The organism is Bradyrhizobium genosp. SA-4 str. CB756 (assembly GCF_000473125.1).
Classification (GTDB): domain Bacteria; phylum Pseudomonadota; class Alphaproteobacteria; order Rhizobiales; family Xanthobacteraceae; genus Bradyrhizobium; species Bradyrhizobium arachidis.
In genome coordinates this window covers 6192385-6205232 of sequence record NZ_KI421499.1, presented here as the reverse complement: position 1 = coordinate 6205232, position 12848 = coordinate 6192385, and the positions used below count along the sequence as shown (strand labels likewise).

Below are 12848 nucleotides of genomic sequence, written 5' to 3'. Positions count from 1 at the left end.
CACGATAATTACAGTGACAGCGGGGTTGTCACGATGGGTTACCGCGCTTTGTTTTGCGCGAAAGCGGTTTCGAACTCAACGGGCGACTGGTATCCGAGCGCCGAGTGCAGGCGCTCTTTGTTGTAGATCTCCGCGATAAAGCTGTTGATGTGGCGGCGGGCGTCGCCCAGGTCGGCAAATGCTTTGCCGTTGATCTGTTCGGCCTTGAGCGTTTTCATGAAGCTTTCAGCCTTGGCGTTGTCGAAGGGATTGCCTGGCCTGCTCATGCTGATGGTGATGTCGCGATCGGCAAGCCGCTGGCGATAGGCGATCGACGCGTATTGCACGCCGCGGTCGGAGTGATGGATCAGGCTGCCGGGGGCCGGCCCCCGAGCCGCGATGGCTTTCTCCAGCGCGGCGATGGCAAGCGAGGCATCGAGCGTGTCCTCAAAAGCCCAGCCAACAGCTCTTGCGCGAGAACGCGTCAGAATGACGGCGAGATAGGCGAAGGTTTTGGCGAGATGGACATAGGTGATGTCCGCGACCCAGATCTGGTCGGGTGCGGACGGCACCAGGCCACGGACCAGATTGGGAACGACGAGAAAGCCCGATGGCCGTTCCGAAGGCGGCTTCGGAACGGCGCCTTGCGTCGCGCATAAGCCGCTGAACCTTCTTGGCGTTTACGACCACGCCTTGGCGCCTGAGGGCGACTGTTACCCGCCGATAGCCGTAGAAAACGTGCTTGAGGCAAATGCGCTGGATCGCGTCGCGCAGCTCGCACTCGGCTGTCTCGCGGCTGCGTTTGGCGTGGTGGCGATAATACGTCGCCCGCGGCAGGCCCGCGAGACGACACAGACGTTGCACACCGGCATGAGAATCGGTCGCTTGCGACATCACGCTTTGGATGACTTCGATGATGCGGATGCGGGTTTGCCTTGCGCCGCCGGCCGCTCCAATGCGCGCAAGGCTTGCCGAAAAAAATCGAGGTCCATCTGCTGGCGGCCCACCAGCCGTTCGAGCTCGGCAATGCGAGCTTTGGCGAGCGCAAGGGCGGAGCACTTGTCGTCGTACGTCGGTAGCGGCTTGAGCTGGCGCGGGCCGGGCTTAGGTCCGGGCTTCCGGTTCAAGCCGTCCGGCCCATCGGCGTTCCAGGCTTTGATCCAGTCGTGGAGAATCTTGCGGGAGATCCCAAGCTCGCGGGCCACAGGGAGGACGCCTTCACCCCGCTCAACCCGCTTGATCGCCTTCAATTTGTAAGTCGTCGGAAACTGACGCTTCTTTCCTCGTCCTGCCACAGGTCATCCTCGAAATGCCTTTCACTGTAATTATCGTGTCTCACTTCAGGGGTGCAGTCCAAGGGGTTCTATCTACCGGTCGAATGTCAGGCATCAGTTGGATAGCGTTGCCACACGGACCCCTCGCCTGTTGCAATGCCGTCGCAGCGTGGTAGACGACCCGTCACAGTTCGTGCGAAGTGCGCGACAAGCTGGAGCTGCTGCTGGCCGAGAGCCTGCGGGTGCGGGAGGTTACGCAGCCAGGACCGCCAGCGCGTCACGGTTCGGCACCACCGTGCAGCCGAAGGCCATCACCCTTTCGACCCATGCCAAGCCGCTGCAGCGGCCATCAAGGGCCTCAATCGCCTCGCGAGAAGGCACGGGGGCAGGCTCCGGCAATCCTGTGCTCGCCTGGCCCAAGGCCGCCGCGATAATGGCTTCCGCTACGCTCACGCCAAACACTTCAGGCGGCATCAGCGACGTTGCGCATCCTGCGTAGCAGCTCGGCCCGATCATTCGCGACATTCGCCGCAACATCGAGTGCGAGCCGGCGCTGGAGGAGCGTTCGCCCTTCCGCTCGACCGCGCAGATTCGTTCGCAGCAGAGCGCCAGCGCGGCTGGAAGCTTTATTCCTTCCATGCTCCGGAGTTGGAGTGCATCGGTAAGGCGAGGCCGCCGCGCCTTACGAGTTCGGCGTGAAGGCCTCCGTCGTCACCAACAATCGCCGCACTTCCGGCGGCCTGTTCGTGCTGCAGGCGAGCGTAATGCCCGACAATCCGCATGATGGGCACACCCTGCGGGACGTCATCGAGCGCACCGAGACGCTCACCGCTGTCCGATCGAGCGGGGCTATGTCGACAAGGGTACCGCGGCCACGATGCGCAAAATCCCCATCGCGTCTTCATATCCGGCCAGAAGCGCGGCGTCTTCGGTGTCATCAGCGTGAGCTGCGCCGTCGCTCTGCCGTCGAGCCATCATCGGGCACATGAAAGGCCGAAGGTCACCTCGGCTGCTGCTAACTCAAGGCCGCGCAGGCGACGCCGCCAACTTCGTCCTCTCGGCCGTGGGCCACAACTTCAGCCGCATTCTCGGCTGGCTCAGAGAACCTTTGGGCCTCTTCCTGGAGTTGGTATGGCGAACGCTCGCGTCTCCAACACAGCTCAGTCCGGCTTCTTAACGGACGACGCCTTAAAGTGCACGCTCCGGCGATTAAACTGCATGCGAAACCTGTCGAATATGATCATCGCCAGCATTTTGCGGACCAATGAAGCCGCGCGGCATCGCATAGAACAGCGCCGGCGGCCGGCTGATCTTCTCGTAATCGCGGCGGGTAAACGTTTCTCAAGTCGTCTGTATCAGTTTGAACCGGCGCGGGATCCCTCCACCTCGGTCACATCCTCGCCCAGGTTAGTCAGGGTGCGCCCCAACACCTCAATGGCCCCCCTCGTGTTCGACATCGTCCGGCTAAGACTTGCGCGCCGGCCGCTTGGGCTTGAAGGCGCGCACGCTCTCGTTTTCGCCTAGGCGGCGCACTCCGGATATCACGAACCGATTGAAGCAGATCAAAAAGCAGATTCGAACCAAAACGGCTCTCCGACGCGTCGGCCGATGGGTTTCTTGCGGGTTGCGCTAATCGATTCCGGACAACAGGTAGCCCATTTGAGCCGGCGGGATTGTCACAGTGCCGCGCGGCAATCAGGATGGAAGTGGAGCGTCAATCGGGATGAGAGAGCGTCGCCGAGCTCGTGACGCAGGGAGGGCGTAGCCCGACCGAAGTTACGAGCTCGGCGACGGCGCGATCCACAAGGGACCGCGCCGTCAGGTGATCGCGGCCGGCTGGTTATGCAAGTGGTTCTTCCGCCAAGAGGAATCACTCGCTTGCCAGGCCGACACATTACCGATCACCAGATGAGGCTCTACATGAAGTACCGTCAGACCGATACCCCGCCAGTGGCCGCCGCCAAGGCGTCGTTCAGCACGTCAACCGCTTATCGGATGGAGAAGGATCCCGCCTTCCATCGCGGAAGAAGGGAGCCCGCGGCAGTCGCCGGCCGGATCCCTTGGCCCGCGTATTTGAGGCCGAGGTCGTGCCGATGCTGAAGGCCGCGCCCGGCGTGCGGCCGATTGCGATCTTCGAAGAGATCTTGCGACGGCACCCTGAACTCGGGACCGGCATCCGCCGCACGCTGGAGCGCCGGATCCGGGCCTGGCGGGCGATCCACGGCGAGGAGCAGGAAGTGATCTTCCGCCAGACCCACGAGCCCGGCCAGGTCGGCCTCTCCGAGTTCACCGACATGGGCGAGCTGGGCGTCAGCATCGCCGGAGCGCCGCTCGATCACCGCCTCTACCACTTCCGGCTGGCCTATTCCGGGTTTGAGCACGCCCATGTCGTGCTGGGTGGCGAGAGCTTCGTCGCCTTGGCCGAAGGGCTGCAAAATGCCCTGTGGTCGCTCGGCGGCGCGCCGCGGGAGCATCGGACCGACAGTCTGTCGGCCGCCTTCTGCAATCTCGATCGGAACGCGAGGGATGATCTGACGCACCGGTACGAGGATCTTTGTGCCCATTACGGCATGCGGCCTTCCCGCAACAACCGCGGCTCGCCCATGAGAACGGCGCGATCGAGGGAGCCCACGGCCACCTCAAGCGGGCGATCCTCGACGCGCTGCTGCTGCGCGGCACCGCCGACTTCGATGACCTTGCCGCTTACCGCGGCTTCATCGACGAGATCGTCAGCCGCCACAATGCCCGCAACGCCAAGCGGATCGATGCCGAGCGCGCCGTGTTGCAGAGCTTGCCGCATCGCCGTACCTCCGACTACGAGGAGGTGATCGTCCGCGTGACCTCGTCCGGCGGCTTCACCTTACGCAAGGTGTTCTACACGGTGCCGTCACGTTTGATCGGCCACCGGCTGCGGGTGCGGCTCTACGACGATCGCCTCGACGTGTTCGTCGGCGGCACCCACCTCGTCACCCTGCTGCGCGGGCGGCCACATCCCAACGGCAAGCACGACCAGGTCGTCGATTATCGTCACGTGATCCATTCCTTGCGGCGCAAGCCGATGGCGCTTCTCAATCTGGTCTATCGCGATCGGCTGTTCCCGCGTGAAGCTTACCGCCGAGCCTTCGACTCCTTGCGCGAACACTTGCCGGACAAGAAGGCCTGCCGGATCATGGTCGATCTGCTCGCACTCGCCCATGAGCGCGGCTGCGAGGCCGAACTCGCCGATCAGCTCGCGGCTGACCTTGACGCCGGCCGACTACCCGACCTCAACCGGCTGCGCGCTCACTTCGCCCCTGATCCCGCCCACGTGCCGAACGTCGTGGTGCATCTCGCGCCGCTCGCCACCTATGAATGCCTCATCGGTACCGCCGAGATCGGAGGTGCCGCATGAGCACGGCCACCCTCGTCGACACCGCGCGCCTCAATCTGTTGCTCAACGAGCTGCGGCTGCCCACCATCAAGGTGCTCTGGCCGCAATTTGCCGAGCAGTCCGACAAGGAAGGCTGGCCGGCGGCCCGCTTCCTCGCCACCATTGCCGAGCACGAGATCGCCGAACGCGGCCGCCGTCGCATCGAGCGCCACCTCGTCGAGGCGCGGCTGCCACCCGGAAAGACCTTCGACAACTTCGACTTCGAGGCCGTGCCGATGATCTCCAAGGCGCAGGTCTCCGCGCTCGCCGCCGGCGACGGTTGGCTGGGCAAGGGCGCCAATCTGCTGCTGTTTGGCCCGCCCGGCGGCGGCAAGAGCCATTTAGCGGCAGCGATCGGCTTGGCCCTCATCGACAACGGATGGCGCGTCCTGTTCACCCGGACCACCGATCTCGTGCAGAAGCTCCAGGTCGCCCGCCGCGAGCTCAGTCTCGAGGCCGCCGTCAATCGCCTCGATCGCTTCGATCTCCTGATCCTCGATGACCTTGCCTACGTCACCAAGGATCAGGCCGAGACCAGCGTGCTGTTCGAGCTCATCAGCGCACGCTACGAGCGGCGATCGATGCTGATCACCGCCAATCAGCCCTTCGGCGAACGGAATAAGGTCTTCCCGGACCCCGCCATGACGCTCGCAGCTATTGATCGGCTCGTTCACCACGCCACCATCGTCGAGATGAATGTCGAAAGCTATCGCCGCCGCACTGCGCTCGAACGCAAACGTGGACCAGGACGACCGCCCTCGCACGCGACACCGAAAACTGTCGCTGATTGACGCTCCGCGACAATCAGCCTTCAATAAAGCCCTTGCGCGCGACAGCGTTCGCGGCAATCATCACCACGCCGCGACACTGAACTCGCCATCCTGATTGTCGCGCACTTCCCATCCAGATTGTCGCGCTATAGTCACAGCGTCTGCAACCGATAGCCAGATGAACTTTCCTCTCTCGAGGCTCTTGGTGAACAGGCATGCTTCCGGGCCATCGTGCCAGATCACTTCACGCGTCGGCGGGCCGCGGAAGACGAACAGATGACCGCTGAGCGGGTCGTTGCGCAGCACCGCCTGCACCTGGAGTACCAACGCGGAAAACCTCGGCGCATGTCCCTGTACCCTTTCGCGAGCCGCACTCGCGCGCCTGGTTGAACGGGGACCATCGGCGGACCAAGCCGTCGTGAACACGACGTAGGACGCCTCGGTCGACGTCGCCATCAGTTCGGTGCCAGATGCCGACAATCTCGATGATACTGAGGCTCTTGTGTCGACGCCGCGGTGTCGTCGTCAACGGCGTTCGGCCACCTCCCGTCCGCGGCACAGAGGACCCAGTCTCGACCGGCGCGAACGGCGCTTTTAGTAGCTTCAGCTTGCTTGCAAAGCTCCTTAGGCCACCTGAACAGCTGGCTCACATGAAGCCGGGCCATGCGAGCACCTCGGAACACTGCCGCTGGGCTCGAGCGATGCTGCAAGCAGCCCTTCCTTCTCACCCTGCGACTACCGACGCCGCCGTTCGACCGATGTGATCACCTCCGCCCGCGAAATCATAACAGTGCTCCTAGGATTACCCTAGGACCTGCAGCCTCGCGTTCGTCAGAAAAACCAGCCTTTGGCGGAGGGATACCTTGGGGAAGGCAGGCCCCAACATGGGCCCTCGAGGAACTGCCGAATTCTGTTCCCCATGGTTGGAGGCGCCGGGGCGGGAGCGGGTTTCGCGCAATGCGGCGTCGCACAGCTCAGTGCCCTCCTTCGGTGCGTTCCATACGATCGGGTCTTTGCCATCTGGTGACGGGCGATGCCGTTTATCCGGCGCGGCACTCGTCGGCAGTAGCATGAACATGTCTTCATGTTGATTCAATAGCTGGCTGCGACCGCAAGCTCGAAGTCCTGATCGCCATATCGAGCAATAAAGTTGGAAAAGCGGTCCGAGGCGCCGTTCGACAGGATGAGGCTAGCCAGCGTCTGCTTATGCTCCTCGGTAACGGCCGACGCTGACGTTCCCTGCCTGTCTAGGGCGTGTCCACTCGTTCGGAGGAGTGGTCCATACATCACCCCACTTCCGAGAAGAGCTCTCCGCTCACCTCAGCCGTGTTGCCCGGAGCTACATCCTGCCGGTGACTTATCCTAATCTCTCGACGCAACTAAGTCACCCACGCATATTGGGAGCTATCCTTCTTTGGGGGTCTCCGACGCTGAATAATAAGCTACACAGAGCACCGGTCGATGAAAAATGTCGATTGGAGGCCCAAGTCTCGGCCGATACCACGGTCCGTCGTCGGAATAATGAACGAAGGGAACGATCAATGTTCAAAACTAGTAAGGCACACTCAATCGGAGAAAAGGTCTTTGATCGCAGTAACGCGCTGTACGTCAAAACTGTGCCACGAAAGGGCCGCGGCGTATTTGCAAATATTGCGTTCAAAACGGGAGATGTAATCGATCGGGCTCCTACTTGGGGATTTGATCATGCTGCGGCCAAGCTTCTAGATCGTACGGGAATCTTGGAGTACTATTTCGTGCGGCAAGAAAGGAACAAGACGGAGCCTCTGAAGGGGTACGTTGTGTTCGGTTTGAGTTCGCTAATGAACCACTCCGCGAACCCGAATGCACAAAGAGTGTGGGCTGACAAAGAGTCCGGCACGTGGGTGAGCATTGTGGCGATACAGGACATTGCCGTTGATGAGGAAATAACGCATCGCTATATCAATGTGTCCGCTTATCCTCCTGGTGTCAATTTCATCGACTAAAATGGAAAATCTTATTAAAGCGATCTACCATGAATTGGCTGCAATGCTATGTCAGCGCAACTTGAACAAGAGAGAGAGGCGGGCCTCGACCTGCACGAGGGGTGGTAGATCAATCCGCTACCCGTTTTCCAGTGCCTTTCAACTTCAAGAACCAAAAGTGCCTTGAGAGGTTTTGGAGGCAAGGGTACGCGCTATATAAACCAGTCATAGCTCTGCCTGGAAGACTCCCAGGGAAGACCTGCGATGCAGATCAGAGCTTAAGAGGCCACCTATTGCCAATCATCTAGACATATAGAATATGTTCTGCAGATAGTCGCGGGAAGGCCAAGACCCCAGTCGCAGGCGGTATTTACGGGACAGAAAAGGCGCGATGTGCGGGGGTACCTGTGGCCAGGGCGGTGACGTGGACGAAAGAGCGGCGGATCGAGGCGGCACGCGACATATGCCCGATTCTCCACATGCCCCGTCCAGGAGCGCTGGATGGCCTTAGCGTGCGCGCAACATCGCCACGGAAATGGCGCAACGGAGGCCCCCGGTCCAGGCTAGGCCAAAGCGAGATCAGCCTTGCCGCTGTCGATGTTGACTCGCCATTCTGCCGGCCGGGCGATGAACATCGGCATGAACTTCTAAGTATGCTTTAGGAATATACGCTTTATCGCTTGGACCGTCTTGATCGCTTGTCGCTAGCTGGGCGTGTGCCTCGCGAACAGCGCGGCGGCGCGAGCGCTGAGCGCATATTTGCGCTATTAAAAAATGAGCTGATGAACCCCGTGTTAGGCTAACCCTATACGTTCGAGCTCAACCGTTCCTAAATCGGCGATGGTCGAGTCCCTGCGGGATCGTGTTGTAAAATTTCTCAATTTAGTTCAACGCGTCGGCGCGTGCCTCGCCTCTGGCATCGTGGGTCTTGACTTCCGCCCTTTCGGTCTCGAGTGAGGAGAAGATGCTCTTCATCGCACCGCATTCTCCCAGCTTTACCGGAGCGGCTCATGCTGCAGGCGATGCCGTGGTCGGCCACCAGGCGCTGGAACTGCTCGCTGGCGCACTGGCCTCCACTTCCGCATCCCCCGTGGTGGACGATTGGACGCGCGAGCACATCGCGCCGAGCAAGCCAACGCAGAACGCCTCCATCGAGAGTTTCAATGGCCGGCTGCGGAAGAATTGCTGAACGAGACACTGTTCACCTCGCTCCGCCGGGTCCGGGTCGTACTCGAACGTTGGCGGTCCGACTACAACGATGCGCGACCTCACTCGCGCCTCGGATGGAAGACACCATCAGAGCTCGCGTTCACCAGCAACCAGCGACGGGATCCAGCGCTGCGCTGTGCAGATGGCTCCGCACCAGCTCCCGTCGATACCTCCCAATCGAGCAAATCCACCAGCCGGAGCGAATGCAGGGGGACAAAGGCAAGGGGGCCACGGAACACGGAGATCAAACCAAACCGGCGCTCTCCGGCGCGAAAATCTGTTCTCACGCCCTATGATCGAGTGTGCCGGCCACCTGGGCTTGTATGGAGATATAGCCGAGAGTTTCGCCCTTAGTCAGAACCGTAAATCACTTGGCTGCATTCGACGACAAGTTAACGCTATCCGCCGCCGCGCCTAGTATCGTCGGGCAGGAATTCGGACGCAGTGCTGCCGGGCACGCCTTCCTGTCATCGCACCGATCCGAATGGGCGCTCCAGCACGCAGCGAACGCGTATCAAGTCGGGACCAAGATGGAAAGCCGCGGCGCGTCTTTCTAGCGCACGCTCTGACTGAGTCCGAGAGATTGCGCTGGCGCAAATAGTCTAGCCATGTCCGGCGCTGATAGCGCTCAGTCCATAGTTCGGGATTGGCGATGTCTCGCGCAATCGACCAGCCGTAGGCTCCGTTGCGTTGCTGTAACAGCTGCACGCCCTGCATAACGTTGTGAAAGGCTCGCGCATTCTCCTGAGGAACGTGATATTCGATCTCGACTACCAGCGTCCCACTCCGCGCTGTGAGCGCAATCGGCCAGCGAATCGGCATCCTGGTGACTTGCCCTGATGGGACATTCGAAAGCCAGAACCCTGGAAGCGGAGACAGTAGCATGAGCATTGAGAAAGCCAGCAGCGCAACCTCAACACCTGCGCTGTCGGTGAGACGCCCCAGCCCCACCTGCCGATCGCAATCCCGCCCGAGATTGCAGCCAGATAGGCCGCAAGCGAACGGCCAGCCACCAACGCGGGGCGAAGAGCTGTACGCCAATGTTGAACAGCGCCAGCCCCGTCGTCCACACCGCACCGGCCAAAAGCAGTGCGGCCGCTGTCATAATCAGGCTGTCGCTCATAGCGACCGCAGCGTGGCGGGTGGCACCTGCTCGCTGACCGAGGATTGCCAGGCTGGCCCTCTCAATGCCATGCCGCTGCCAATCACAAAGCAAAGCACCGGCAACACGGTCGGCGTTGTGAGGCCCGACCATTCCACTATAGTCAGCACGACTGCGCCAAAAAGCTCAACCGAGAGCGTGCATGTCGGCAACAGCGCCAGCCGGTATCGCAATCGGCATGATCGGTAGCAGGAGCGCCGTCTGCACCAGCGCGACCTGGTCGGCGAACGACGTCATCTGAGTCATAGACAATGCCGGTCCGACTCCCTGCATCAGGATGCCGAGATTGGCGATCAGGCTCGCGACCAGACGCGTCGGTAGATCCGAAAGCGTAATGGAGCGATGATCTCGTCCGGAGCTGAATGTCTGTGCCCTGGAGGGATCGATCATTCCTCTCGACCTCGCCCGTTCCTTCTGATTTCCGGATCAGATCTGCTTGACCAAACTTGACCTCAACCAAAGCGCAGATGCCTTCCAACTCCGCTTACGCGTCTTGCAGCGTAATTGCGATTGTCGAACTTAAGAAGGCAGCTATCTTCGATGCGAGGTCTACGGAGCGCGGCGGCAGTTTCGCCGAATGGTCAGCTGCCCAAGTCCATGACATGAGCTTCACGATGCGAGCAGAGGGCCAGAGCTTAACGAGCTTTGTCGCTCATTCAGCGCGTCAGTACGAATAAGCTCCGAGATTTTGCTACGCAACGAGGCATCATTTCGATCACTGCAGCATCGGTGAACGGAAGGCGCCTTTCAATATCACGCTCGCCCAGGTGGTCCAGAGTGGGGATCCGGCCGGACCAGCCTTTCTGCAAGAGGAGAACGTGCTGGGTCCCACGAGTAGCGACCCGATCACTTTTGGCTAGGGTTCCCCGATTCGCTCCGCGAGTGCCTCGGGCCATTTGAGCCAAATCTGCCCAGACCGTCCAAGAGAGCCGCTCCAGTACGAATTCCCTTCATGAAGCAGTCAATCTTGATGTTTTCGTTTGGCGCGTGATTGGCCTCATCGGCGTTGGCATAGGGCACAACAAACGAAGGTAGGCGGAGGATCTTCGTGAAGACGTAATCTGGCAAGGTTCCTCCGAGTGCGGGAACGATGAGAGGCTCTACCCCCTGCGCAGTACGCACTGCAGCCTGAACAACTTCTGAAAACGGTGCATCAACTGGCGTCTTTGATGGTGGCGTAGACTCAGTGCGGACTACCTCGACGTCTGGAGCATGTTTCTTTACGTGAGCCTCTATCTTGCGAAGTATGTCATCAGGGCTTTGCCGGTCCACAAGACGGGCATCGCACTTAACAAAGGCCTCGTGCGGCAGAACCGTCTTCGGTCCGGGGCCGCCATAGCCTCCGTGGATTCCGTTAATCGTCAATGTCGGATAGAACATAAGACGATCAGCCAGAGGTCTATCTGCAGGACTGTCGAGTTTTGCGAGGCCAAGAGTCCGCTTAATGTCGTCAGCTTCTAAAGGCAACTGTGCTGCAGCGGTGCGCTCGAGATCTGTTGGTGCCATTACCTCATCGTAAAATCCTTCAATTGTAATTTCCCCATCTGCATTCTTCATTGTGGCCAGTAAGTGAACCAGCGTCCAGATCGGGTTTGGGACAATGCCGCCAAAGCTGCCGGAATGAACGTCGCGATTGGCGCCGCGGGCTCGCAATTCGAAGGAAACGATTCCGCGAACCCCATATGAGATGATAGGTCTGCCCGACCCCTGCATGGGCCCATCGGCTGTTACGACCAAGTCTGCACTGAGCTGGTTTTGGTTCGCTACAATGAAATCCGCAATGTGAGGACTCCCGATCTCTTCTTCACCTTCTAGTAGAATCAGCACGTTGCAGGGCAATCTGCCATGTACCGCCAAATGTGACTCCAGGGCGAGGATCTGCGCGAAGTGTTGACCTTTGTTATCTCCAGCGCCGCGTGCATACACGCGTCCATCTCGGATCGTCGGTTCAAATGGCGGGCTGATCCAGCCTTCCAGCGGATCAGCAGGCTGAACGTCATAATGGCCGTAGAGCAACACAGTCGGTGCTCCAGGTGCGCCCTCCCAGCGGCCTAGCACCACCGGGTATCCAGACGTCGGGATCACTTGTGCGGCCAATCCCAAGCTCCTCAGCATGCAAACGAGGAGCTCAGAGACCTCATTCATACCGATGTTCTCAGCGCTGATACTAGGGTGTCTCAGGTAGTCGAGCAAACGGCTGACGAACTGATCCTTGTTCGTCTCGATATGCTTGAACACCCTCGACAATTCCGGACCCGCGATCTGGCCAGTATTCGCACTCATGAGCGGCGACCCCCACTTTCTCGGAGATATCATTTGGAAGCTACGCTGAACTAACCGTGCATGATAGGTCGATCATGCACCGAAAGCATGCATTGGCAACCGTTGTTCGCCGAAACTCTGCGTTTCCAAGTAGGGAACGACGTTTTCCGGCGAAACATCCGAGCTTTGTGGATGCGCGCGCAAACAATACGAGCGCCTGAAGAATTGTGTGGCATCGACTCGGCCCTGCTCGCGTGCGTAAGATGACGCATCTGAAGTGGCGAGCTTGCGGGTGAGGGGTGGGTGTCGCTGGGCCCGCTGGGAATGAAGCCTCAACTCGCAGATGCCCCTAATTACCGTTGGTGGCGGCGCGCCCCAAAAGGAAAAAGACCGGTTTCAGCAGTATACTTATTGCACATAGCTAAATGAGAAAAGCATAGCCGTCGCGTATCCCCCGTTAGCGAAACGGGTATTCTGACCAGGTTTGGTTCGGTGAACCATTCGGGCATATGCGCATGAAAACCTCACATCCTCGCGACCTTGCGCCGGATATCTTCAGGGCCAGGCCTTATATTAACTGGCTTGAGACCCCGCTGCCATTAGTATTTGCGATCGGTCAAAGCCTCGTGCCTTGAGAAGATCCATTGTTTGCAATCGGCCCGGGTGCGAGCGGGGAATCGTGGCGAGCCGTTCACAGCAGCGAGTTCGAAAATTCCGTTACGAGTAATCCGAGCTCGAGGTGCTCGACAAATTCGAGTGCCCCGAGATTCGAGTCTTCACGCATTCACGTCGCAGTGCCGTACCGGCACGATTGGAGGA

At 60.0% G+C, this 12848-nt stretch carries 9 protein-coding genes and 6 pseudogenes; 5 read left to right on the top strand and 10 right to left on the bottom strand.

All coding sequences use genetic code 11. From position 1 onward, the window contains the following. Positions 1 to 38: 38 nt before the first annotated feature. The 3 genes and pseudogenes from BRAGE_RS53365 to BRAGE_RS0129865 form a co-directional block, all read right to left on the bottom strand. Positions 39 to 566 carry an IS3 family transposase gene (locus BRAGE_RS53365; protein ID WP_084335005.1) on the bottom strand — a complete coding sequence of 176 codons (528 nt, stop codon included), beginning with the start codon at positions 564 to 566 and terminating at the stop codon, positions 39 to 41. 70 nt (positions 567 to 636) lie between these two features. Further along, positions 637 to 873: pseudogene (locus BRAGE_RS58020) on the bottom strand (IS3 family transposase); the annotation flags it as partial. Then, on the bottom strand, positions 873 to 1274 hold the full coding sequence (locus tag BRAGE_RS0129865; RefSeq protein WP_027564540.1) for a helix-turn-helix domain-containing protein: 402 nt from the start codon (positions 1272 to 1274) through the stop codon (positions 873 to 875). The pseudogene BRAGE_RS58020 and the gene BRAGE_RS0129865, both read right to left, overlap by 1 nt. Positions 1275 to 1459: 185 nt before the next feature. On the opposite strand from BRAGE_RS0129865, the pseudogene BRAGE_RS53355 reads away from it, so the two are divergent. The 3 genes and pseudogenes from BRAGE_RS53355 to istB all read left to right on the top strand — a co-directional run. Then, a pseudogene (locus tag BRAGE_RS53355) lies at positions 1460 to 2430 on the top strand (IS5/IS1182 family transposase); the annotation flags it as partial. A 701-nt stretch (positions 2431 to 3131) separates the two neighbouring features. Next, positions 3132 to 4644: pseudogene (istA, locus tag BRAGE_RS49890) on the top strand (IS21 family transposase). Beyond that, a complete protein-coding gene (gene istB, locus BRAGE_RS0129840; RefSeq protein WP_027564538.1) occupies positions 4641 to 5453 on the top strand; it encodes an IS21-like element helper ATPase IstB in 813 nt (270 codons plus the stop codon). Before istA ends, istB begins: the two are co-directional and overlap by 4 nt. 60 nt (positions 5454 to 5513) lie before the next feature. On the opposite strand, the gene tnpB is transcribed toward istB, so the two are convergent. Beyond that, the gene (gene tnpB / locus BRAGE_RS49885; RefSeq protein ID WP_051378147.1) at positions 5514 to 5888 is read right to left on the bottom strand and encodes an IS66 family insertion sequence element accessory protein TnpB; all 375 of its coding nucleotides are present in this window, start codon (positions 5886 to 5888) and stop codon (positions 5514 to 5516) included. A gap of 1085 nt (positions 5889 to 6973) precedes the next feature. Here tnpB and BRAGE_RS53350 point away from each other — a divergent pair. After that, positions 6974 to 7417 (top strand): SET domain-containing protein-lysine N-methyltransferase, encoded by a 444-nt coding sequence (locus tag BRAGE_RS53350; protein WP_028146419.1) that lies wholly within the window; start codon positions 6974 to 6976, stop codon positions 7415 to 7417. 861 nt (positions 7418 to 8278) lie between these two features. On the opposite strand, the pseudogene BRAGE_RS58015 reads toward BRAGE_RS53350, so the two are convergent. After that, positions 8279 to 8498 (bottom strand): annotated as a pseudogene (locus tag BRAGE_RS58015) (IS3 family transposase); the annotation flags it as partial. Between the two features lie 12 nt (positions 8499 to 8510). On the opposite strand from BRAGE_RS58015, the pseudogene BRAGE_RS55035 reads away from it, so the two are divergent. Next, positions 8511 to 8815, top strand: a pseudogene (locus tag BRAGE_RS55035) (integrase core domain-containing protein); the annotation flags it as partial. A gap of 204 nt (positions 8816 to 9019) precedes the next feature. On the opposite strand, the gene BRAGE_RS58010 reads toward BRAGE_RS55035, so the two are convergent. The 5 genes and pseudogenes from BRAGE_RS58010 to BRAGE_RS49870 all read right to left on the bottom strand — a co-directional run bounded on the left by BRAGE_RS58010 (position 9020) and on the right by BRAGE_RS49870 (position 12050). Beyond that, positions 9020 to 9490: an MFS transporter gene (locus tag BRAGE_RS58010; protein ID WP_430644513.1), complete on the bottom strand. Its 471-nt coding sequence runs from the start codon at positions 9488 to 9490 to the stop codon at positions 9020 to 9022. 28 nt (positions 9491 to 9518) lie between these two features. Continuing rightward, positions 9519 to 9821: a hypothetical protein gene (locus tag BRAGE_RS58005; RefSeq protein WP_430644512.1), complete on the bottom strand. Its 303-nt coding sequence runs from the start codon at positions 9819 to 9821 to the stop codon at positions 9519 to 9521. Continuing rightward, a pseudogene (locus tag BRAGE_RS58000) lies at positions 9797 to 9865 on the bottom strand (hypothetical protein); the annotation flags it as partial. The pseudogene BRAGE_RS58000 and the gene BRAGE_RS58005, both read right to left, overlap by 25 nt. Positions 9866 to 9893: 28 nt before the next feature. Continuing rightward, on the bottom strand, positions 9894 to 10157 hold the full coding sequence (locus BRAGE_RS57995; protein WP_027564533.1) for an MFS transporter: 264 nt from the start codon (positions 10155 to 10157) through the stop codon (positions 9894 to 9896). A gap of 456 nt (positions 10158 to 10613) precedes the next feature. Beyond that, positions 10614 to 12050 carry a M20/M25/M40 family metallo-hydrolase gene (locus BRAGE_RS49870; RefSeq protein ID WP_051378144.1) on the bottom strand — a complete coding sequence of 479 codons (1437 nt, stop codon included), beginning with the start codon at positions 12048 to 12050 and terminating at the stop codon, positions 10614 to 10616. Positions 12051 to 12848: the final 798 nt, after the last annotated feature.

Coding starts and splice junctions, on each gene's coding strand:
- istB (WP_027564538.1), top strand. CDS start 4,641: ATGAGCACGGCCACCCTCGTCGACACCGCGCGCCTCAATCTGTTGCTC.
- tnpB (WP_051378147.1), bottom strand. CDS start 5,888: ATGGCGACGTCGACCGAGGCGTCCTACGTCGTGTTCACGACGGCTTGG.
- BRAGE_RS53350 (WP_028146419.1), top strand. CDS start 6,974: ATGTTCAAAACTAGTAAGGCACACTCAATCGGAGAAAAGGTCTTTGAT.
- BRAGE_RS58010 (WP_430644513.1), bottom strand. CDS start 9,490: ATGCTACTGTCTCCGCTTCCAGGGTTCTGGCTTTCGAATGTCCCATCA.
- BRAGE_RS57995 (WP_027564533.1), bottom strand. CDS start 10,157: ATGATCGATCCCTCCAGGGCACAGACATTCAGCTCCGGACGAGATCAT.
- BRAGE_RS49870 (WP_051378144.1), bottom strand. CDS start 12,050: ATGAGTGCGAATACTGGCCAGATCGCGGGTCCGGAATTGTCGAGGGTG.